This is a genomic window from Nostoc sp. UHCC 0302, from assembly GCF_038096175.1.
Classification (GTDB): domain Bacteria; phylum Cyanobacteriota; class Cyanobacteriia; order Cyanobacteriales; family Nostocaceae; genus UHCC-0302.
In genome coordinates, this window is record NZ_CP151099.1 from 1,057,717 (window position 1) to 1,078,728 (window position 21,012).

Sequence of the window (21,012 nt, forward strand, 5' to 3'; positions counted from 1 at the left end):
ACAATCCATGCGCGATAGCCGTTCGCGCTAGCGTCTCTAAAGGAGAAGGCTTAAGCTTCTCTTCTCTACGAGAGGCTGCGCCAACGAGACGCTTCGCGAACGCTTATCGCACTGCAATAGACTTGTCCGAAAATTCCAAAGCCAGACTGTTCAAAGCTTTGGGGCAAAACTTTGATATCTTCGTAAATACGTAATTATAAGGCTTTGAGATAGTTAGTGATAATTTAGAGGCATAAAAATTAACTCCTAATTTCTAAAAATTTATGATTTTTGCTACTAGCTAAGTTGGCAGAACTAAGCTACCAATTCTTAACCTAACTAATCCGCAAACTGTTAAAATAATCTGCTCATACGTCTCAAGCTTTAAGCGAAATCTTTGTGAGGCTATGCGGAATATTTTAAGTAATCGAATCAAATGTTCAATGAATATCCGATTACTAGATAAAGCCTTATTTTCATCTTTTTGCTGTTGAGTTAATTCTCGTTTTGGTTTCTTTTTATGAGGAGTAGTGATATTCTCACCTCCTTGAAAGCCTTTATCACCTGAAAAGGGTTGAGATTTATCAAATTTATTTTGAGATTGACGAAACAATTTTATATCTGCTGTTGGCCCAGGAACACCTACTTCTACCTCTACAATATCTTTGCCTTCTGGTATGCCAATTATCAGACTTTTTAATGTATGTTGTCTCTTCTTTCCAGAAAAATATTTCTGTTGCTCTTTTTGGTCAGAATCCCTATATATTGGCTGTTCTAAGCTATCGACTAATAGCCTAAAATTTGTTAATACTTCTTGAACAAATAGTAAATCACTTTCATTATTTGATACTTGTTCTAATAAACTAGCAGGTAATATATCACGAAGAATTGGTATCCAGTCGTGAAATGTATCATTAGCTTCGGTTTTGGAAACACCAAATAGCATTCCTAATACTTGGAATGTTGGCATCTGTCTTAGATAAAATAGACATAAACATACTTGTTCTTCGGTTGATAACTTTTCGGGACGACCACCACCAGCCGCATTAATTCTAATTTTATGACTCTCTTGTTTAGCTTTGATGTATCGATTTCGTTTTAAGGCGCAATTTAGCAGTGATTGCAATTGTTCGTAACTAATCCCTAAAATCTGTTTTGTTCGTAGTGGATACTTTTGTATATAATCTAAAATCATAACTAATTGTGGAAAATGGTAGACGCCCAATCTAACGTTTTACCATTTTTCTTTTCCTAAGTTAATATTTCGGACAAGTTTAATGAAGGGCGATCGCTATCCATGCACCGATAGCTTCTTTGTTGAATCCGGTTGAAGAAGCTCACGCTCGACTCAAGGTAGCAGCACACAGCTTGAAATAGTACAAATACACCTAGAGAGCAGCAAAAATTATCCTATGGTAGTCATACCAATTCACGAAAAGCCTGATAAAAATAAAGCATCAAGAATAAAATCCCAACCTGTAATAAAAGCAACAATTGATGTGTTTAATTGCTTGAGAGGTGACGAAATACCCTGAAATAGATATAGGGCAATGAGTGTAGCATTTCACAACAGTTCTTTGTCAATTTAAAAATCATAATAGTTATTATTCTCGCTTATTCCCTGCCTTCGCCCTTCGGGTGACGCTCTCGACGAGGCCAAAGCGTTAGCAGAGCTTTCGCTTTAGCGATACGCAAGCTCGCTAACGGCAATTGCTCATGAGTAAAACACAACCAACACACTGCTTTTCTAACGTTGGCTCACTTCCTAAGCCCTGTAATCAACCGAATTCAATATATTCTATAATTGTCCCATCAGGATGCCTAGCTCGCATATTGGCTCCAGTAGGTACTTTATTCGGTTCTGCCAGAATCACTGCACCCTGTTCAGTAAGTGCCTCTCGAAAATCATGGAGTGAGTCAACGAGGAATGTTGCCTGTGTACTCTTGAATGGGGAAAGTGCTTCAGCCGAACCAGCAATTAAAAGGATAGAACCCACACCCGCTAGTTCTAAATCAGTCTCGGAATATTGAAACAATAACCAGCAGCTTTCCTTGAAGAGGTTTTCATAGAAAGCGATCGCATCATCCAAGTCTGTTGGATTGAGATAAACTCTGGTTAGTACTTTGAGAATTTGCATTGCCACCTGTCTGTTAGACAGCCATATGTATTTTAACGTGCTTAATTGGCATCATAGTTTAATGAGATTGATAAAGAAATAGCTTATCTTCAATTTAGAAAAGGTGTTCAACTCCCTGCTCATCTAGCTCAAGATAACATTGCTCTTTTTCAATCAAAATGCATTTCGTCATTACACCTTTAGCTCCATAAAAGTCATCGGTATAACTATCACAAATATATATACACGATGAGGCATCAGTATTGGGTTTGAGTAGGGTGTTAGAGAAAATAAGTCTATGAGGTTTACTCATGCAATGTTATGGCGATCGCAAAGCCAATCACACCTATATGTATTCTACAAAAACCCTTTAAAAAAGAGATTTTAATTTATTCATATTTTTTATTCTTAAAAAAGCAAACTTTCTACTTTTAAGGTATTTACTAAATCTTTTTTCCATGTGCATAAATAAAATACTTATCTGTAATCTTGACATCAGCGTCAAAACCCACTTGATTTAGCTTCTCTTGAAGTTCATCAGGGTGATAGAAAATTTTGACAATTTGATATTCCTGTTTATCATTTAACTTGCGGGTTATATATATATTTCTGTCGTTTTCTAAGGTATGATCTTTAGCCGTAGATGTAGGCTCAAAGCGAGAGTCAATGATAAACACTTGTCCACCAATACAAACAGATTGATAAACTTTTGCTAAAAATGAGTCTACTAAGGTTGGCGGCACATGAGACAACCAAAATGCAAAGAACACCAAATCATATTCAGTATCAGGTTGCCATGTAAATAAATCAAGTTGCTGATATTCAACAATCGGAGAGTTTAACTTAGAGCGATTAATTGCAATCACTTCTTTAGAAGCATCGATTGCAGTAATTTTTTTACCAATATTTAAAAGCTCCCGTGTCCAGATTCCTGTGCCACTGGCTAACTCTAAAATATCATTTACCCCTACAATTTGCTGTACTGCACTTTTGACAACAGCTATTTCTTCAAACCAGCGCTGGTTGTTTACCTCACCGCGATCATAGCGTCCTATTCTATAGAACCACTCATCATATTCATTTGCTCTAGCACGGTAATAGTCAATTTGTTGTTGAAGAATATTATCTGTCATCCTGTATTTCCTCGTAGATTATAACAATATATTTCTTGCTATTTCTATTATTCCGTTTACGTCTTTACAATAAAATCTATAATTATTTTCATTTGGTTTCCTTACTAGAATGGCTTTGATTCCGGCGCGTAAGGCTCCAGCAACATCGGCATCATAGTTATCTCCGATCATCAAACATTGTGTTTTTTCAATTTTTAAATCTTTTATGACATAATCATAAACTTGAAGGTTTGGCTTTTCATAACCAATTTTTCCAGAGGTATATATAGAAGTAAAGTAATCTTTAATGCCTAAATTATCTATAATTTCGTCAAGTTCAGGTATATGATTTGATAAAATAACATTTTGATAATTATTGCTGTTTGCAACTTCCAATGTAGAAATCACATCATCATATATATGCCATTTGCTGAGATTTTTGTATTCCCTTTGTACTAGTGCAGCAAATTTTATAGCATCTTTTTTACTGATGCCTAATTTTTCATATATTTCCACAAAATATTCAGTCATATACTCCCACCATGCTCTACCATTAAAAAAAATGTTATGGGGAGTCTCAGGGTAGTGCCAAGTAAAGCCGTTTTTGAGGAGCCGACGAACATCTTCTAATTTGATATTGCAAATTCCATTACTTTCTAATACTGAGTGTAAAGTTCCACTCCACATTCCTTCTCGATAACCAAGTGTGTTGTCAAAATCCCATAATAAATATTTCATTATTAATTTAGTTTTTAACTACTGTTAAGAGTGCGCGATCGCACCAAGCGCACTAGCAAAGCTGCTGACAGTGTAGAAATAAACAAGCTGTGTGAAAACCAGTTTGGCGTAGCCAGTCGAGATATTCTTCAATAATGGCTTGATAATCTGTTTTTGTGGTTATCGCTGTAAAACGCAGATTATCCCTATGCTTCTGGATAGTATTTTTTTTAACATAGTTAAATTTACTTAGTAATTTGTTGCTCAGCCTAATTTCTTGTATACTTCAATAACTGGATAGATTAACTGTAGTATGCTTTGATCAGAGAATTCCATAGATTGCATGAGAATGTCTCCAAAACCCATAACTTGCGATCGCACACCATTTTAGGAAAATCCGTTATTCATTAAAATCACTTCCATTCCAGTTCTATGTCAATTTTTATAATTTTAATCTACGGTAATTATATCTATTTAGCGTTGTTTTGCCGTAATATTGCTGAAGTCTAATTATTCCTTAAAGCAGAGTCATGATGTTGACTAAGTTCTCTTTAGGCCGACTTTTAGGTATTCTCAACGCTTTATTCCAGAGATTCAAACAACCGAGAATCCGTACTTTTTCACTACTTTTTGCAGTCGGACTTGGTTTGACTTTGGCTGTCTCTGCTTGCTCTCCAAGCACAACTGACAACGCTGGGACAACCCAGACAGCACCTACATCACAAACAACTCAGGCAGCTAACTCCAGTGCAGCAACTGCTAACGGTACAGTAGTTCGCATTGGTTACCAAAAAGCATCAACTATCCTCTATGCCTTAAAGGCAAATAAGCAATTAGAAAAAGCTTTTGCAACTTCTGGTGCTTCTGTAACTTGGTCAGAATTTCCTGCTGGCCCCCCGATGTTAGAGGCTTTAAATGCAGGTAGCATTGACTTTGGCTATACCGGAGAATCACCGCCTATATTTGCACAAGCAGGAGGTATTCCGTTAGTTTATGTTGCCTATGATCCTTGGAGTCCCAAAGCTGAAGCTATTCTTGTTCCTAAAGATTCACCTATTAAAAGTGTGGCTGAACTTAAGGGTAAAAAAGTCGCTTTTGCTAAAGGCTCTAATGCTAACTACTTATTAGTGAAAGCACTAGAAAAGGCAGGACTAAAATACAGCGACATTCAGCCAGCAAGCCTCCCACCCGCCGATGCTCGTGCGGCCTTTGAAGGCAAAAACATTGATGCTTGGGCAATTTGGGATCCTTATTTAGCCGCAGCAGAAGCATCAACAGGCGCGCGTACTTTAACAGATGCGACAGGGCTAGCTCCTAATCGTGGCTATTATCTCGCTGCTAAATCTTTTGCTGATAGCAAGCCAGAAGCTTTAAAAACAGTTATAGATGAAGTTAAGAAAACTAGCGATTGGGCTAAGAATAATCCCACTGAAGTTGCTAAACTTCTTTCTCCGGCATTGGGCATAGATCAACCTGTCTTAGAGATAGCAGAAAAACGGCGCGAGTATGGTGTACTTCCGCTTACAGATGAAGTAATAACTAAACAACAAGATGTGGCAGATACTTTCTACAAAATTAAATTGATTCCCAAAGAAATTAAAGTCAAAGAGATTGTTTTACAAAGCAGTAAATAACTCACATAACAATTTTACCGCTAGCTATTTCATAGATATAGCAAGAGTATTTTGAAAAGTGGAGATTACATGGTGACAAACGTGAATACACAGTGGATTAAGACAGATGTGTTAGTCATTGGCGGCGGTACTGCGGGAACAATGGCAGGAATTAAAGCTAAACAAGCAAATCCCGATCGCGAGGTATTAATTCTAGAAAAAGCCAACATTCGTCGCAGTGGTGCGATCGCAATGGGTATGGATGGCGTAAATACAGCCGTCATCCCCGGACACTCCACGCCAGAACAGTATGTGCGCGAAGTCACCATTGCCAACGATGGCATTCTCCACCAAAAAGCCGTCTATCAAACAGGTAAGCTAGGCTACGAAACAATTCAAGAACTAGAAAGCTGGGGGGTGAAGTTCCAAAAAGATCCCCAAGGCAACTATGACCTCAAACAAGTGCATCGAGTCGGTAAATACGTCTTGCCGATGCCAGAAGGCAAAGACCTCAAGCAAATTCTTACACGGCAAGTCAAGCGCCATAAAGTGAACGTGACAAATCGTGTCATGGCAACGAGAGTTTTAGTGAAAGATGGTAGAGCGATTGGTGCAGTTGGGTTTGATGTACGTGGCGGCGATTTCGTCATTATTCAAGCCAAAGCCGTCATCCTCTGCACGGGAGCCTGCGGACGTTTGGGACTACCTGCATCAGGCTACCTATATGGCACTTATGAAAACCCCACCAATGCCGGGGATGGTTATTCAATGGCTTACCATGCGGGAGCAGAACTGAGCAATATTGAGTGCTTCCAAATCAACCCCTTGATGAAAGATTATAACGGCCCAGCCTGTGCTTACGTTGCTGGCCCCTTTGGTGCATACACCGCCAACGCCGAAGGACACCGCTTTATTAATTGCGATTACTGGAGCGGTCAAATGATGCTAGAGATTTGGAAGGAATTAAACTCTGGCAAAGGCCCAGTCCAGCTGAAAATGACTCATTTAGATGAGGATACAATTTCTGAAATTGAATCAATTCTTTGGTCAAACGAACGACCAAGCCGGGAACGCTTCCACGAAGGTAGAGGTGAAGACTACCGTAACCACGGCGTTGAAATGAATATTTCTGAAATTGGTTTGTGTAGTGGTCATAGTGCTTCTGGGGTTTGGGTGAATGAGAATGCCCAAACAACAGTTCCAGGATTGTATGCTGCCGGAGATATGGCCAGTGTTCCCCATAACTATATGATTGGGGCATTTGTGTTTGGGCGATTGGCAGGAACTCATGCCATTGAATATATTCAAGACTTGGAGCATTTGGAACCAGATTCTGGCTTTTTAGAAGCAGAAAAAGCCAGAATTTATGCGCCTTTGAATCAACCGAATGGGATTCCCCATACACAGGTAGAATATAAGTTGCGCCGCTTGGTAAATGATTACCTGCAACCGCCCAAGTCAGGTAATAAAATGGCAATTGGGCTGACTAATTTTGTTCGCTATCACGAGACTTTAGAGCAAATGGGAGCGCGTGATCCTCACGAACTCATGCGCTGTATGGAAGTGCATTTTATCCGCGACTGTGCAGAGATGGCAGCAGGTGCATCTTTATATCGGCGAGAAAGTCGTTGGGGACTGTATCATTATCGGTTAGACTTTCCAGATAAGAATAACGAGGAGTGGTTTTGTCACGTCAATTTGAAGAAAGATGAGGCAGGGGAAATGCTACTATTTAAACGTCCTGTTGAGCCTTATATTATCGACGTGGATTTAGACAAAGAAGTTTATAAAGTTGCAGTTCTTTAAATGCTATTTATCTACCTGTACTAATACCAATTCAATAGACATCTCCGAAAAAGAATGTAGAGACGTAGCAGTGCTACGTCTCTGTAAGGGTTCTGGATAACGGATATTTAATTTATGGAGATGTCTATCGCCTCAGCTATTACTTTTAGGCTTACGCCATTTCTCAGAACTAATTGGTACTAAAATTTGGTTTAGGGTACGCAGTTGCTCAGCTGTACCCATACAGATTAGTGTATCTCCTGGCATTAACTGCGTCTCGCCAGTCGGCCCACCAATGAGATTGCCATCAGCACGACGAATTGCTAGAACTAATGCTCCAGTTTGCGATCGCAACCTAGCTCTTTGTAAAGTTTGACCTACAAAAGGAGAAAAAGCTGGATCAAGTAAGAATTCTTCCATGTACAACTGGCGGTCTGCACCTGTGAGCATTCCATCTACAAAATCTAACACTTGGGGTCTGAGTGCCGCAGCTGCCATCCGCTTACCGCCAGTGATATAAGGAGATATCACCGCATCTGCACCACCACGTTGTAACTTTTGCAAAGCTTCTTCTGTACTTGCGCGGGCGATCGCTCGAATTTCTGGGTTCAGTGTTTTTGCTGACAATACTGTATATAAATTTTCTGCATCCGAGGGGAGCGCCGCGACAATGCAAATCGCCCGTTCAATACCAACTTTCAACAGCGTATCGTCTAGTGTTGCATCACCTTGATATACGGTGTAACCTTCTCCCTGCGCTCTTTGCACAGATTCTGTCTCGGAATCAATCACTACAAAAGATACGTCTTCTGCTCGAAATTCTTTGGCAATTTGACGACCAGTCCGACTGAATCCACAGATGATGTAATGTCCTGATAAGGATTCCATTAACCGCCTTTGTTGCTGTAGTCGAATTCCTTGTTGAAAATAGCCCTCGATTACGGCTTCTGTAAATCTATTGACAATGTAACCGATATTGACCACACCCAACAAAATCAGGGCAATGGTAAACAATCGTCCGCGGCTACCCAGTGGGTGAGTTTCTCCATATCCCACAGTAGCTAAGGTAATTACCGTCATGTAAGCTGCGTCTTCCCATGACCAGCCTTCTACTAGGTGATACCACAAAGTGCCAATCAGGAAAACACCGCCAAGAGCGATCGCCCCTGCCATTAGCTCTTTTTGGATACGTTGATATTTTTGTTCAAGTATCACTTATAAGGTAAGCTCAATGCTTTTAGCCTATTGTTTCTTACTAAATTTTTAGTCTTTATCAGTATTTAGTACTTATGTACTAATTTTGTTTACCAGTTTAGCAATTAACTAATTTTTAGTAAATATTTATACCTCATTATTATACTCAACCAATGCTTATTTTAACAGTAGGGAGCCTGTTAGCTCCATAGCCTTTTTCAAGTTTTTATTAGTTTAGCTATATATCCGTAAAGTATTGAAGTGATTATTGAACTCGATACGATGGGAGTATTGTCTAAAGTTTTTAAATAAATTACTCAATAACCTCAAACTATAGATATCTAGAGAAACAGCAATTTTTAACTGGGGAGAATACAAATGAAATCCCCCCTGCGAATGCTATTTTAAGAAATTTAGCAATGATTTTTATTTTGAAGTTATCAAAAAAGTCACACTTTCTGACCTAGCGAGGTGAAATTATGCAATGTTATGTTATATAGACACTTATAATAAACTGTTTAATTTATTACAGCTTTTGTAATTACAATATACGCCCAGCGACGTTTGTAAAAAAAATAACATTAAACACTATTTTCCGTAAAAAAATAAAAGAAAATTTGTTTATAGCTTTCTAAAAACAAGAGTTATTAGCTCATGTCTCTAAGAGAAAGGATGCTAATTAGGCAATAACTTGCATATTTTTTTGTTATGCATAAAATCTCAGCCTACTGGTATATATATTTGTTCTATATGAAGGCAGTAAATTTTATAACGTTAGAATAAAAACATTCTATTGTGTCTCGTTTATTCCGGTGATTCGGCTTGCTGACTGATGTTAGTGTCATTCAGCTCTAGTAGTTTCAGTTGCTATTTTTTCAAAATAAGGAAAATTACAAGTGACTGAACTTCAAGACAAAGCTATGCTCCTAGAACAAATGGAGCAAGGAACTTTGATAGCTCAAGCTAGTACCACAGATAAATGGGAAGTATTGCCATACAATGCGCCTATCCTACCTATCCATGCTGCTCTACTTCGTACTGGTAAAATATTGTTTTTCTGTGGCTCAGGTAATGATCCTAGCCGATTAAATACTCCCTACAACAGTGTGGTGTGGGATGTCAAAAACAAAACCTTTTCCTATCAATCGCCTCCGTTGGATAGTACAGGCGAACCTATTGACCTTTTTTGCGCTGGTCACTCCTTCCGCTCAGAAGGCGACTTAATGGTTACGGGTGGAACTTTGCGATACGACCCATTTTATGGTTCGCCGTCTGCGCTGTTTTTTGATCCAAGCACAGAGAAATGGGTCAAGAAGCCATCAATGAATAATGGTCGCTGGTATCCTACTGTGTTAACCCTGGGTAGCGGGCGTATCTTTGCTCTGTCGGGGCAAGATAAAAATGGCAACCTGAACAAACAACCAGAAATTTATTCTGCTAGCTTTGCAAATGGTTGGAACGCTTTTCCAGCGACTAGTTCCTTCCCGCAATACGCACACCTGTTTCTATTAGATAGTGGAAAGATTTTTTTTTCAGGCGCCCAGATGGGTGGTAACAATGGGGTGACGCCACGGATACTAACCTTGCCTGAAGCATTCACGCAAAAACCTACAGAACAGGCAGTGTCAGGATTACAAGCTTCTGGTTCCGGAAATCAAGCTGCCAGCGTACTGCTACCACCTGCACAAGATCAGAGGGTGATGATTATCGGCGGAGGTACTAGTACTACAGCAACGAACAGAGTCAATATCGTAGATTTAAAAGCTACTAATCCAACTTACGTGGCAGCACCGTCCTTAAATAATGCCCGTATGCATCACAGCGCAGTTATATTGCCTGACCGTACTGTGTTTGTTTGTAATGGCAGCAAAATGAGTGAGGACACAACACAATCAATGCTACCAGCAGAAATTTACAATCCAGCTACGAATACTTGGAAAGTAGTAGCGAAACAAAGTGTCCCTCGCGTATATCACTCGGTAGCTTTACTTTTGCCAGATGGGAGGGTAGTTGCAGCTGGGGGAAATCCTAACCGGACTGTTAATGAATTGCGGCTAGAAATTTATAGTCCGGCATACATATCGCGCTCACGACCAACTATTGGGAGCGCTCCTACAACTTTGAGCTACGGACTAAAATTTACGATTCAGACACCTCAAGCTAGCAACATTAAATGGGTGAGTTTGATTAGGCCTAGTGCAACCACCCATTCCTGTGATACAGAGCAAAGACTAGTTGATGTCCCGATTAATTCTAGGAGCGCTACTTCTCTCCAGGCGACAGTCACGAGCAATCGAAACATCGCACCACCTGGCTGGTACATGCTTTTTATTACTGACAATAATGGAACGCCGTCAGTAGCAACTTGGACGCGATTATTTTAGCTTTGCCCATTCATGTCTAATACATTGCCTTTGACCGATAAGAGTTAGTAATTGTGGAAGTGGAAAAATGAATTATAAACTATCACGCCGACGGTTTGGCCAATTAGCGATCGCTGGAACTGTAGCATCTGGAATCAGTTATCTAGCCAATAAGGCCTCTGCACAAACATCTAGTGTAAATATCAATATCATAGGTGTGAGTTCTGGCCCTATCATCAGTGACGAAACAGCTAGTCCGGAGGTAAATACTACTGAATTAGACAGTACAGCCCCTGACAATTTACCTACAGCTAGTATTCCTGTCGGATTAGTTGTGCAGTCTTTAAACACGGGGACAAATAATCTTCAGACTCTACCAATCTCTGGGCTAACTAAAGCTTTATTAGAGACTAACGAAGCATTAACTGGCTTGACTTCCTTAAAGGATGGCACACTTGTTGTAGCTATAACTCCTGTTAGCGCTAGTAAAAAAGAGGCTACACCTACCCGGATTACACTTTTGAGTACGCCGATAAAAACTCTGTTAATTTCAGGACTGAAAAAAAATGAGCAACTTAGCAGTGTATTAGGCACTAATGACGGGCGACTCATTGGTCTAGTCGGTAAAAAAAATGGTACGCCACCCATCAAACTAGTGGCTATTGACCTTCAGACAGGCGAGATTAGTTTGATTGATAAGTTTAAGTTGCCGCAGAATGAGCGGGTGAGTAGTTTAGCTGAGTGTCCAGATGGGAAACTCTATACAGTTCTACTTGGAGCAGATGGCGACACAACTCTAGTACAGCTAGACCCAGAACGGAAAAAGCCCGTTATATTGGCACAACTCAAAATCAACGGTGAAGCCTGGAACAATGGCTTAGAAAGCCTATTGTGTTCTGCCACAGGTCAACTCATCGCTTTTGGAGCTATGAGGTATACATCACCGAATGCCTCGTATATTGTGGATAGAGATAGTGGAAACATGACTCGGATACAAAACTTTGACGCTACTAAAATTACGCTTGCTCCCACGTAAAAGTTCTAAGGCTTATTCTCTTTAGATTTTAAGAGGTTTTACTAAGCAAAACCGTCCCTCTCCGAGTCGGAGAGGGACAGACTTGAACTTCAGTTCAAGGCAGGGAGAGATTTGTCGAATTCACGTTTTCTTAAGTTGCTAGCGCCTAACCTGTGCTTAACGAAATCAGAGAAATTTTCCGGCTTTAGGACGCCACACTTTACGAGGATATCTAAGGGGTAGTCTAAGAGAAAGTACGAATTGCATTAAATAACAAGTAATTTTTAAATATTTCTAGGAAACTAGTAAGTGAGTATACGATAAAAGATTATCAGGAGGAGCGGTAGTGAGCCTAGAAACTCTAGTTGAACAAGCCACAATCCCCCCAGAGTCAGGTTATTTAGCATCTAGTCCCTTTGAGCCAGACAGCTTTAATGAAGCTGTCATGTCTACTTATGCCCGGTTTCCCTTAGCCCTAGAACGGGGTGCTGGATGCCGAGTTTGGGATACACAGGGACGGGAATACCTCGACTTTGTAGCGGGAATTGCCACTTGCACCTTGGGACACGCCCACCCAGCTATGGTAGAAGCGGTGACACGCCAAATCCAAAAGCTGCACCATGTTTCTAATTTGTACTACATTCCAGAGCAAGGTGAATTGGCAAAATGGCTAATTCAACATTCCTGTGGCGATCGCGTATTTTTCTGCAACTCAGGGGCTGAGGCTAACGAAGCGGCAATTAAACTAGCGCGAAAATATGCTCATACAGTCCTAGACATTGAAAAACCCATAATTTTAACCGCCAATGCTAGTTTCCACGGACGAACTCTAGCAACAATTACCGCCACTGCACAACCGAAGTATCAAAAATACTTTGATCCCTTAGTTCCTGGGTTCCACTATGTAAATTACAACGACATTAACGCTGTGGAAGTGGCGATTAGCGAGTTGGATGAAGGCGACTACCGTGTAGCGGCAATTTTGATTGAGCCATTGCAGGGAGAAGGCGGGGTGCGTCCAGGAGATATTGCCTATTTTAAAAAGCTGCGGCAGATTTGTGATGAAACTGGCATTTTATTGATTTTTGATGAAGTGCAAGTTGGCATGGGGCGGAGTGGCAAGTTATGGGGTTATGAACATCTCGGCGTGGAACCGGATATCTTCACCAGCGCCAAAGGCTTAGGTGGCGGTATCCCCATCGGGGCAATGATCAGCAAGAAATTCTGTGATGTTTTCCAACCAGGGGAACACGCCAGTACCTTTGGCGGAAATCCCTTTGTCTGTGGAGTGGCGCTCAGCGTTTGCCAGACATTAGAGCGGGAAAACATTTTGCAGAATGTGGAAGAACGGGGTGAACAGTTGCGAACTGGATTGAAAGCGATCGCTGCAAAATATCCTCATCACCTTACCGAAGTTCGCGGTTGGGGTTTGATTAATGGTTTGGAGTTGCAAGCAAACATTCCACTAACCGCCGCTGATATCGTCAACGCCGCCATCCAGGAGGGCGTATTGCTCGTACCAGCGGGGCCAAAAGTAGTCCGATTTGTACCTCCACTGATTGTCACAGAGGCAGAAGTAAGTACTGCACTCCAAGCTGTTGACAAAGCACTGGCGACTGTTACCGCTTAAACAATTTAATATTCAAAGATGAAAATCCTTTGTGTCTTAGTGTCTTAGTGGATCAAAACTTTTTACCACTAAGGCACAAAGGCACAAATTTTTTTACGATATTTTATAAAGTGTTTGGAGAGTTAGAAGATTTTCCTCCGGATCATTCTCGATGCTTTTTAAAAAGAGACTGATAACAAAGTAATACCAATTTGAAAAAAGAATGTGACAAATAGACCATCTGTAGAGACGCGATGAATCGCGTCTTCATCCAAGGATCTGTTGCAATCATTAATTGAATTTGTATAATTTTTTATTGCGATCACCTGATTAATTCGGAGCGCTTTCTGCTAATTTCTCCACAAAGGTTTGATGTTCTTCACTAACCAAACCTTGTTGCAAAATTTCTAATACTTTGGCTAAATTTCCTGCTAATAAAGCAGATTTTTCTAACCATAATCCAGGAAATATTTGAGAGCAAATGACACCATCAGCATTAGATTCAAGCTGGATGTATTCCCCTTCTCTTAATTTGAACCAATCAAATTGACGGTCATAAACTCGCCAAACTAAATATTCTTGCACTTGATTGCGGCGGTAAACTTTGAGCTTCTCATGCAAATCGATAGAAACACTACTGGCTGCAATTTCTACAATTAATTCTGGCGCACCTTCTACATAATCATCGTCACTAATACGCGACTGTCCGCCAATTTCAAACCTCAACAGTGCATCTGGTTGGGGTTCATTGTCTGCATCTAGGCGTACAGTAGCATTGTCACCTAATTCAACCCCAGGTGTAGTAGCCTCATAAGTTGCTAACCAGCCCATAATGTAAGCGTGAGGTTTGCCGTGACTTCTAAATCGTAACGGGGATGCCATGTAAACAATTCCTTCAATTAATTCGGCTTTTTTCACCTGCGGCATGGCATCATAGCGACGTTCAAATTCAGGACGAGTGAGTTTGTCACCATTTTCTAAAGGTGGCAGAGTTGAGATCAGAGTAACAGGAGCATTAGTGAGTGTCATGGTCTTTTCCACAGCAGTTTAACCATTAATCTCATTGTGAATTAAACTTCTACTGGATGTTGTCCATAATACGGCAAAGCCTCTGACCAATTAGGACGCTTGCCTATCTGCCAATCGAGATAAGCTAGTTCTAAAATACTTGTTACCGTTGCAGCTAATCCAGATTTAGCTTCTATTAGGTGATAACTAGTATTCCAGTTAGCTAAAGTTTCCTGCCATGCTTCTGGCGTGAATACAGTATCTGGTAATAAAGTTGTTAGTCCTAAAGCATTTGGTTGAAGCTGATAAATAGCAGCAAAAACTTTACCCCGTTGTGCTGGCATTTCTACAGCGATAACTTGATCCCCCATAGCCTCCTTTACAAAGAGGCGAACATCGCCCCCCTTTTTAAGGGGGGTTGGGGGGATTTCCAAGATACATTTTGACCAAGCTACTGCCGCTAAAGTAGAAATTCCAAATACAGGAATATTTAACTGTTGCCCTAAAGTGCGGGCAGTGACAACACCAATACGAGTTCCAGTAAAGCCACCAGGGCCATTGGCGACTGCAATAAACGCCAAATCCGCCCAAGTTTGCGGTTTAATGGACTCAATCAAATATTGATGTATGTGACTGGATAAATCTCGCCCTAAATTCCACACTTGCGAACGTGTTTCGTCTGCAAAATTACTAATTGTCAAACCCAATTCGGGAGTGGTAGTATGCAGCGCTAGGGCGTATTTCGTTGCTGTGAGATGTTCTAATTCTGTTGTCAAAGTAAATGCAAATATCTATTTTTCTAATGTGAAAATTCAAAAGTGAGGAGTACATAACTTATAACTCCTCACTTGTAACTGGATAACTCATAATTACAAATGTCACGTTGGTACTAATTCACCTGGACGCAACTTCGACCATTTACCTGTTTCTCGCTTAAAACTCAGACAGCCAACAACATCCCATTCCATTTCAATCACATCTCCTTTTGTACGGATGTTGACATTGATAGAAGGTTCATTGGGATCAAATGTGGGATTTTCGGTCAAGTGGGGCTGTTGGTGCTGCCCTTCTACGGCATGGTAGGTGGCACAACTGTCTACATAGTGGCAATTCACGCAAATACACATAATAGAACCAACTCCGGAGCCTTTATTGTTAATCTAGCGTAAGCCAAACTGTTATTCATTAATTGCTGGGTTGATTTTTATTACAATGCATCATTTAGCTCTTTCTAGCCTAGCCGCCGAAAATTGGCCTTTTAGCCTGGAATTATTACCAGAACCCGCTTACATGGTAGGTGGTGCAGTGCGGGATGCCATGCTTGGCAGAACTCGCGAATACCTAGATTTAGATTTTGTTATACCATCTAATGCTGTAAAGGTAGCAAGAGCGATCGCCAAACATTATAAAGCTGGTTTTGTCTTACTTGATCGAGAACGGCATATTGCCCGTGTGGTGTTTCCCCACGCTACAGCTGACTTTGCCCAACAAGAGGGAGATAGTTTAGTTACTGATTTGCATAGACGAGATTTTACAGTAAATGCGATCGCTTATAATCCCCATACGCAAGAAATCATTGACCCTTTACAAGGCTATGTCGATTTACAACAGGGTATTTTGCGAATGATATCACCTGCCAACCTCGAAGATGACCCTTTGCGGTTAATGCGGGCTTATCGCCAAGCTGCCCAACTAGGTTTTACTATTGAGCCAACTACCCAAGCCACTATTCGCTCATTAGCATCACATCTGAGCAAAGTGGCAGCAGAACGAGTTAGGGTAGAAATTGGTTATCTGTTGGCAAATGCTCAAGGTACTCCCTGGATAACCACTGCTGGCGAAGATAGTTTACTTGCTCCTTTCTTCAAAAGCGCCACCCGCGAAAGCTTCAGCAAGCTAGCAGCAGTTGACAAAGCAGCTGCCTTACTTTCACAAACTTGGCCACAACTGGGAGTGGAACTGCAAGAATATGTACGCGAGACAGTTAAAACCACTTGGTTAGGTATTGCTAAGCTTGCTTGTCTTGTTAACCAAAATCCAGAAGCGGCAGAAATTGAATTACAGCAACTAACTTACAGCCGTATCGAAATCCGGGGTGTTACTACTGCTTTGCGACTGTTCGCGCAACTTAAGGTAGAAAATATGTCCTTGAGAGAACAGTATTTCTTGTTTCAAAACGCAGATATTATGTTTCCCGCTACATTAGTTCTTGCTGTAGCACTTGATAATTGGGTAGAGGCGATGTTTGGTGACAAGCTCCTTGGCGCTTACACACCCTTGATCAACCGCTACCTAAACCCCGATGATCTGGTTGCTCATCCCACTCCGTTAGTCAGCGGGAAGGAGTTGATTATAGCATTAGATATTCCGGCTTCGCCAATTATCGGCGAACTGCTAACAGAGATTGCTGTAGCAAAAGCTGAGGGTAGGGTTACAACCGGGGAGGATGCGATCGCATTTGCACGCCAACTACTTGAGACTCTAGAGTAGTTTTATGGGAAGCGCATAACCTACAAAGTCAGGTAAATAAAACATGGTACATAGCTTCATACTCCCAGAAGAAACAATTGCCAGCATTCAAGAGCAGTTAGAAATACTTGAGAGATGCTTGAATGATGCTAACGTGCAAGATGAAGCAATGGCAGAGCTACTTGAGTTGGCAAACAGCAGACAAATATCTCTCAATCAGCTTAGAGAGGAGTTAAAGCAGTTTCGGCACAAATTTGATAAGCTTAATCAGCTTATTGAGAAGTTTATCAGCCAATTAGAACAGGGTGAGTTAATAGTTTTGCTTTGTGTCAGATACAATTTTTTACTTAAGGAAATTATAGATAACTACTGGTACTTTCTTGAGAAAAAAAACTGCATAGAATTTATCAAAAACCAGACATTGAATTCTGTAGCTGCATACAAAGATTTAAAAAGTAAGACCAGTTCTGGCAGTTCTCAAGAGGATGATAACTATATTATTGTAGAAACTCTAAAACACGTAATCCAATCATGTATTAAAGCTAGTTTTCAAATTAACGCATTATCCAAAGAAGAGGTTAATGCACTGCACTTAGGAGATATCACTCCTCAAGAAACTGAAACTATGCTGACTTCTTTAGCATCTACAAAAAAATGGGATTGGGTGTATAGAAATCTTGCATAGTCCTAAATTTATTGAAAAACAAGATGTGTTAAGTATACATAGTAAGCAGATTAGTCTTTATGGTGGCTCACTTGGCATACGTGATGAAGGTTTGCTAGATTCTGCTATTTACCAACCTCAAGCAACTTACGGCGGAGAGTTTTTACACGCTACAATTTTTGAACAAGCAGCAGCATACTTATTTCACATTACTAATAACCATGCTTTTATAGATGGTAATAAACGAACTGCTTTTGATGTGATGGTGACATTTTTGAATATGAATGATTATGAACTTAATATGACACCTAAAGAAGCTTATGAACTATCAATACAGGTTGCTGAAAACAATGTTAGTAAAGAAGAATTAACGGCAATGCTGAAGAGTTACATCACGGAAATAATTTAAACTTTTCACAAAATTAAATTTCCATCCCCAAATGGCTCACTTCCTAATTGATTTTTACAATGGTAGGTAACAGATTTGCCCTTCCCATTCCCTATCAAGGCTGTATTTTGCTAACAATAAAATATCTTCAATTACATGACCAATTGGCAGGTCAAGGCTAACTTCAAAGACTCCAGGCATAGGCAGTCCTGCTTCAATTCATTCATAAGCATAATGTGTAATTGTTGCTACATCATGCGTTAGTAACACTCGTCCTTCTTGTGCTGACTATTCCAAGACTGTGGGATCATCAGCGCCACTCAAACCCACGTCTTGAATTCGGACTATATCTAATTCTGGTTGCCGACGCCATAACCCTCTGAATAATGTTGTTATTAAAGTTTTTGTCGGCAACAAATTGCAGCATTGTTTACTGTTGTGTACGACGGGATAAAAGGCGATCGCGTACACCTTGAGGATCAAACTTAGCCCCTAGCTATCTAATTGGTATTTCAGGGCTTGAGACTCAAGCACAGTCAGAAGTTCCGTATGTTGATCGACTAAAGCTTGTATTGTGGTAACTGGATGACGATGAAGGCGATGTTTTTGTTGACGGGGTGCTTCATCCATTGCTAATCTGCGACGTTGAGTGTTGTATTCCGCTACAGGCACTTCCCGAATTTGTGTCAGCAACATTTGTTCACTTTCGGCGAAGAAAAGAACTTGATATTGCCCAAAATCACGTAATTCGGCAGTTGATTTGCGCCCACTAATTCGCCGTTGATTGCGACGCAAAAGGCTAAACATAGCTTCCATTTTCAAGTTATCTGGCGGTAAGCCAGGAATGTCATAGCAGTGCAATAAATCAGTACCGTATTTATGCCATAGTTTTTGTAGCTTTTTCTTCAAGGCAAACTGTGCGGGATTTTGTTGAGGGTCGGGCTGAAATTGCTGTAATAACTCTTCCATTTCGCGCCGAACTTGAAAACTTGTTAAAGGTAATTTTACAGTTTGTGTAACATCGGTCGCGCAATCAATGCGTGGACTGGTTTGTTCAGGATAGTGCAAACATTCTGCAATTCGTTGCAACCAATTGTGTGTTTCTTCTAAGTCGGAGGCTAATGAACGATTGCTACTTAAGGCTTGGTCAATCCATACTGACAAGAGAGACAAATAATCTGTATCAAGTTCTCGACATGGTAAACTACGTAGTATCTGTCCAATAGTTTCTAATTGCTGGTAGCCGCTTAAACCGCCCCAGCGAAAAGGTTTGCGACTGGTGCGATTGACACAATCCCGAACCGCAGCCCGAATCTGGGATTCGATTGCCATTAACTCTATGTCTCGTGACAAATAGGGGATTCCTGAAAAAAAGGGAGACTGTCTTGCTGCTGTTCGGAGCCTGGGTGTTGGGCTCTTTCTGAGTACTCAGGGACTTTTGGCAGATCATCTAAATCTGCTTTTAATTGCTGTCTGAGCTTTGTGTCTAATGGCAGCACCACTTCACTTAAATTACTGAGAAAGTGGGCTTGACAACGTTGATGGGGTGCATCTGGCCAACTTGAATTCATTGCCGCAATGATTGATTTTTCCCCATCTGACAATGTTGCTAGCACTTTATACGGTAACTCTTTATATGGTTGCAGCCACTCAATTAACCTTTGTGCCTGTGCCTGTGGTAACTGAATTCCACTTACTGGTGTACCGCTTAATACCTCGTACAATACATACAGTAAGGTTCCGTGGCCTTCGGGCTGTAAGGCATCTATTGCCCAAATCAAGCCACCATGATGGACTGCTGTGGCAGCTAATTTCTCCTGTGTATGTGCAATCGTTCCACCCAATAGTGCCAGAAATTGACGGTATAGCTTACCTACATTGCTTTCGTTAATTTCAACACCACGCTGGTTTAATAAGCGCCGAATTTCTGCCAACTGTTGATGCTCATTTTCATGTTGCCAACCAATAAATGCCAGCACGTCTAGCCCATAAGTACTGTAAGGCAGACTGTATTTTAACACGCCAGTCGCGTAGTAATGTTTACCAAAATGTGTGCAACTATGATTGGTACATTCTTTACTCTTGCCTGCCACAAATACTGCACCATCCATTGTTTGAATGGTTTTACGCATGTGTCTTGGTCTGCGTAGCGCTAATTCTGCCCCACAATGCACGCACTCAATGAGTGAACATTCTAATACTATTCGTTTGATATTACTGAATTTTCGTTCTGGGCGATGGCGAGGCAACTTTACTATCACTAATTTTTTACTGCTGCTAGGTGCTTTCCTCAGTTTACCTGCTTTGTATACCAATTAGATAGCTAGGGAACTTAGCCTCATTTATTTTACGGGTTTCACTGGCGCGTTGTTGCCTTTGCTGTAAATATTCTTCAACTTCCTGCCGATGCCGTAAATAATAGCTAATGACAGCATAAACATCAGCTAACTGCAAAGATGGGTACTGAAACACAATTTCCTCAGCAGTCGCCCCTTGGTTAAAGGCTGTTACAACTGTATCTAGTGTCACTCGCGTTCCACCCACTTGTACTACGCCATCAGGATTCACCGCCAAGGGTAGGGGTTCAATTGTAATTGCAATGACCATATCATTTACCTTTTTAAATACCGCACTACAATGTCTTTCGATTTTTTTATCATATTTTTAGTTTGCATAAATTATGCTTATCGCTTATTTTACGGAATATTATTGACATGAGTAACAATATAACCTGCGAAGGCTTTAGTATTGGTACAGCAGGCATTATATTGAAACTTCTACTTCACGAGTTATTACTGTTAAAGGCATTCCTTTTTCAACTCTTACCTCTAAACACTCTTTTATTGCTTCTTGAATATTTTCCTCAGCTTCCTGTTCAGTATTGCCTTGGCTTACACAGCCAGGAATAGACGGACATTCAGCAATAAATATTCCGTCTTCATCTTGAAAGATAGTAATCAAAAATTTCATCGCTTTTCC

23 protein-coding genes are annotated in these 21,012 nt (G+C 40.6%); 9 read left to right on the plus strand and 14 right to left on the minus strand.

Annotated elements, in window-relative coordinates; genetic code table 11:
* Positions 1-280 precede the first annotated feature (280 nt).
* The 4 genes from WKK05_RS04350 to WKK05_RS04365 form a co-directional block, all read right to left on the minus strand.
* The gene (locus WKK05_RS04350; RefSeq protein ID WP_341525207.1) at positions 281-1,174 is read right to left on the minus strand and encodes a transposase family protein; all 894 of its coding nucleotides are present in this window, start codon (positions 1,172-1,174) and stop codon (positions 281-283) included.
* Positions 1,175-1,757: 583 nt separating this feature from the next.
* A complete protein-coding gene (locus WKK05_RS04355; protein WP_341528560.1) occupies positions 1,758-2,117 on the minus strand; it encodes a VOC family protein in 360 nt (119 codons plus the stop codon).
* Between the two features lie 422 nt (positions 2,118-2,539).
* The gene (locus tag WKK05_RS04360; protein WP_341528561.1) at positions 2,540-3,229 is read right to left on the minus strand and encodes a class I SAM-dependent methyltransferase; all 690 of its coding nucleotides are present in this window, start codon (positions 3,227-3,229) and stop codon (positions 2,540-2,542) included.
* Positions 3,230-3,247: 18 nt separating this feature from the next.
* Positions 3,248-3,946 (minus strand): HAD family hydrolase, encoded by a 699-nt coding sequence (locus tag WKK05_RS04365; protein WP_341528562.1) that lies wholly within the window; start codon positions 3,944-3,946, stop codon positions 3,248-3,250.
* 509 nt (positions 3,947-4,455) lie between these two features.
* Between WKK05_RS04365 and WKK05_RS04370 the strand changes: the two genes are divergently transcribed.
* Together WKK05_RS04370 and WKK05_RS04375 are read left to right on the plus strand one after the other, a co-directional pair.
* On the plus strand, positions 4,456-5,559 hold the full coding sequence (locus WKK05_RS04370; protein WP_341528563.1) for a sulfonate ABC transporter substrate-binding protein: 1,104 nt from the start codon (positions 4,456-4,458) through the stop codon (positions 5,557-5,559).
* A gap of 69 nt (positions 5,560-5,628) precedes the next feature.
* Positions 5,629-7,344: a fumarate reductase/succinate dehydrogenase flavoprotein subunit gene (locus tag WKK05_RS04375; protein WP_341528564.1), complete on the plus strand. Its 1,716-nt coding sequence runs from the start codon at positions 5,629-5,631 to the stop codon at positions 7,342-7,344.
* 132 nt (positions 7,345-7,476) lie between these two features.
* Here the strand turns inward: WKK05_RS04375 and WKK05_RS04380 are convergent, their stop codons facing one another.
* On the minus strand, positions 7,477-8,496 hold the full coding sequence (locus WKK05_RS04380) for a potassium channel protein (RefSeq protein WP_341531018.1): 1,020 nt from the start codon (positions 8,494-8,496) through the stop codon (positions 7,477-7,479).
* A 917-nt stretch (positions 8,497-9,413) separates the two neighbouring features.
* Here WKK05_RS04380 and WKK05_RS04385 point away from each other — a divergent pair.
* From WKK05_RS04385 to WKK05_RS04395, 3 genes are all read left to right on the plus strand, one after another.
* Positions 9,414-10,901, plus strand: a complete 1,488-nt coding sequence (locus WKK05_RS04385) for a galactose oxidase-like domain-containing protein (RefSeq protein ID WP_341528565.1) — start codon at positions 9,414-9,416, stop codon at positions 10,899-10,901.
* Positions 10,902-10,968: 67 nt separating this feature from the next.
* A complete protein-coding gene (locus WKK05_RS04390) occupies positions 10,969-11,916 on the plus strand; it encodes a hypothetical protein (RefSeq protein ID WP_341528566.1) in 948 nt (315 codons plus the stop codon).
* Between the two features lie 325 nt (positions 11,917-12,241).
* Positions 12,242-13,525: an aspartate aminotransferase family protein gene (locus WKK05_RS04395; RefSeq protein ID WP_341528567.1), complete on the plus strand. Its 1,284-nt coding sequence runs from the start codon at positions 12,242-12,244 to the stop codon at positions 13,523-13,525.
* 309 nt (positions 13,526-13,834) lie between these two features.
* Here WKK05_RS04395 and WKK05_RS04400 read toward each other — a convergent pair whose 3' ends face one another.
* From WKK05_RS04400 to WKK05_RS04410, 3 genes are all read right to left on the minus strand, one after another.
* Positions 13,835-14,533 carry a Uma2 family endonuclease gene (locus WKK05_RS04400; protein WP_341528568.1) on the minus strand — a complete coding sequence of 233 codons (699 nt, stop codon included), beginning with the start codon at positions 14,531-14,533 and terminating at the stop codon, positions 13,835-13,837.
* 41 nt (positions 14,534-14,574) lie between these two features.
* Entirely contained in the window at positions 14,575-15,288 is a 714-nt protein-coding gene (tsaB, locus tag WKK05_RS04405) for a tRNA (adenosine(37)-N6)-threonylcarbamoyltransferase complex dimerization subunit type 1 TsaB (protein WP_341528569.1), read from the minus strand.
* A gap of 102 nt (positions 15,289-15,390) precedes the next feature.
* A complete protein-coding gene (locus WKK05_RS04410; RefSeq protein ID WP_341528570.1) occupies positions 15,391-15,639 on the minus strand; it encodes a Ycf34 family protein in 249 nt (82 codons plus the stop codon).
* 85 nt (positions 15,640-15,724) lie between these two features.
* Here WKK05_RS04410 and WKK05_RS04415 point away from each other — a divergent pair, with 85 nt between their 5' ends.
* The 3 genes from WKK05_RS04415 (at position 15,725) to WKK05_RS04425 (ending at position 18,054) form a co-directional block, all read left to right on the plus strand.
* Complete coding sequence (locus WKK05_RS04415; RefSeq protein ID WP_341528571.1) at positions 15,725-17,002, plus strand: CCA tRNA nucleotidyltransferase; 1,278 nt, start codon at positions 15,725-15,727, stop codon at positions 17,000-17,002.
* A 118-nt stretch (positions 17,003-17,120) separates the two neighbouring features.
* The gene (locus WKK05_RS04420; protein WP_341528572.1) at positions 17,121-17,666 is read left to right on the plus strand and encodes a hypothetical protein; all 546 of its coding nucleotides are present in this window, start codon (positions 17,121-17,123) and stop codon (positions 17,664-17,666) included.
* Positions 17,659-18,054, plus strand: a complete 396-nt coding sequence (locus WKK05_RS04425; RefSeq protein WP_341528573.1) for a type II toxin-antitoxin system death-on-curing family toxin — start codon at positions 17,659-17,661, stop codon at positions 18,052-18,054. Before WKK05_RS04420 ends, WKK05_RS04425 begins: the two co-directional genes overlap by 8 nt.
* 54 nt (positions 18,055-18,108) lie before the next feature.
* Here WKK05_RS04425 and WKK05_RS04430 read toward each other — a convergent pair whose 3' ends face one another.
* From WKK05_RS04430 to WKK05_RS04445, 4 genes are all read right to left on the minus strand, one after another.
* Complete coding sequence (locus WKK05_RS04430) at positions 18,109-18,234, minus strand: hypothetical protein (RefSeq protein WP_341528574.1); 126 nt, start codon at positions 18,232-18,234, stop codon at positions 18,109-18,111.
* A gap of 87 nt (positions 18,235-18,321) precedes the next feature.
* The gene (locus WKK05_RS04435) at positions 18,322-18,516 is read right to left on the minus strand and encodes a hypothetical protein (protein WP_341528575.1); all 195 of its coding nucleotides are present in this window, start codon (positions 18,514-18,516) and stop codon (positions 18,322-18,324) included.
* 9 nt (positions 18,517-18,525) lie between these two features.
* Positions 18,526-19,365: a hypothetical protein gene (locus WKK05_RS04440; RefSeq protein ID WP_341527843.1), complete on the minus strand. Its 840-nt coding sequence runs from the start codon at positions 19,363-19,365 to the stop codon at positions 18,526-18,528.
* A 5-nt stretch (positions 19,366-19,370) separates the two neighbouring features.
* Entirely contained in the window at positions 19,371-20,165 is a 795-nt protein-coding gene (locus tag WKK05_RS04445) for a hypothetical protein (protein ID WP_341527844.1), read from the minus strand.
* Between the two features lie 49 nt (positions 20,166-20,214).
* Here WKK05_RS04445 and WKK05_RS04450 point away from each other — a divergent pair, with 49 nt between their 5' ends.
* A complete protein-coding gene (locus WKK05_RS04450; protein ID WP_185592387.1) occupies positions 20,215-20,352 on the plus strand; it encodes a hypothetical protein in 138 nt (45 codons plus the stop codon).
* Here the strand turns inward: WKK05_RS04450 and WKK05_RS04455 are convergent.
* The gene (locus tag WKK05_RS04455) at positions 20,329-20,640 is read right to left on the minus strand and encodes a DUF433 domain-containing protein (RefSeq protein WP_341528576.1); all 312 of its coding nucleotides are present in this window, start codon (positions 20,638-20,640) and stop codon (positions 20,329-20,331) included. The genes WKK05_RS04450 and WKK05_RS04455 overlap by 24 nt on opposite strands.
* Before the next feature lie 156 nt (positions 20,641-20,796).
* Entirely contained in the window at positions 20,797-21,003 is a 207-nt protein-coding gene (locus tag WKK05_RS04460; protein ID WP_341528577.1) for a type II toxin-antitoxin system HicB family antitoxin, read from the minus strand.
* Positions 21,004-21,012 lie beyond the last annotated feature (9 nt).

What these genes read in the sequence shown, in the direction of transcription:
- WKK05_RS04355 (WP_341528560.1), bottom strand. Translation starts at nt 2,117, where the DNA reads ATGCAAATTCTCAAAGTACTAACCAGAGTTTATCTCAATCCAACAGAC.
- WKK05_RS04430 (WP_341528574.1), bottom strand. Translation starts at nt 18,234, where the DNA reads ATGCCTGGAGTCTTTGAAGTTAGCCTTGACCTGCCAATTGGTCATGTA.
- WKK05_RS04440 (WP_341527843.1), bottom strand. Translation starts at nt 19,365, where the DNA reads ATGGCAATCGAATCCCAGATTCGGGCTGCGGTTCGGGATTGTGTCAAT.
- WKK05_RS04415 (WP_341528571.1), top strand. Translation starts at nt 15,725, where the DNA reads ATGCATCATTTAGCTCTTTCTAGCCTAGCCGCCGAAAATTGGCCTTTT.
- WKK05_RS04380 (WP_341531018.1), bottom strand. Translation starts at nt 8,496, where the DNA reads ATGGCAGGGGCGATCGCTCTTGGCGGTGTTTTCCTGATTGGCACTTTG.
- WKK05_RS04450 (WP_185592387.1), top strand. Translation starts at nt 20,215, where the DNA reads ATGAGTGAACATTCTAATACTATTCGTTTGATATTACTGAATTTTCGT.
- WKK05_RS04390 (WP_341528566.1), top strand. Translation starts at nt 10,969, where the DNA reads ATGAATTATAAACTATCACGCCGACGGTTTGGCCAATTAGCGATCGCT.
- WKK05_RS04460 (WP_341528577.1), bottom strand. Translation starts at nt 21,003, where the DNA reads ATGAAATTTTTGATTACTATCTTTCAAGATGAAGACGGAATATTTATT.
- WKK05_RS04365 (WP_341528562.1), bottom strand. Translation starts at nt 3,946, where the DNA reads ATGAAATATTTATTATGGGATTTTGACAACACACTTGGTTATCGAGAA.
- WKK05_RS04370 (WP_341528563.1), top strand. Translation starts at nt 4,456, where the DNA reads ATGATGTTGACTAAGTTCTCTTTAGGCCGACTTTTAGGTATTCTCAAC.
- WKK05_RS04445 (WP_341527844.1), bottom strand. Translation starts at nt 20,165, where the DNA reads ATGCGTAAAACCATTCAAACAATGGATGGTGCAGTATTTGTGGCAGGC.
- WKK05_RS04400 (WP_341528568.1), bottom strand. Translation starts at nt 14,533, where the DNA reads ATGACACTCACTAATGCTCCTGTTACTCTGATCTCAACTCTGCCACCT.
- WKK05_RS04350 (WP_341525207.1), bottom strand. Translation starts at nt 1,174, where the DNA reads ATGATTTTAGATTATATACAAAAGTATCCACTACGAACAAAACAGATT.
- WKK05_RS04455 (WP_341528576.1), bottom strand. Translation starts at nt 20,640, where the DNA reads ATGGTCATTGCAATTACAATTGAACCCCTACCCTTGGCGGTGAATCCT.
- WKK05_RS04375 (WP_341528564.1), top strand. Translation starts at nt 5,629, where the DNA reads ATGGTGACAAACGTGAATACACAGTGGATTAAGACAGATGTGTTAGTC.
- WKK05_RS04360 (WP_341528561.1), bottom strand. Translation starts at nt 3,229, where the DNA reads ATGACAGATAATATTCTTCAACAACAAATTGACTATTACCGTGCTAGA.
- WKK05_RS04410 (WP_341528570.1), bottom strand. Translation starts at nt 15,639, where the DNA reads ATGTGTATTTGCGTGAATTGCCACTATGTAGACAGTTGTGCCACCTAC.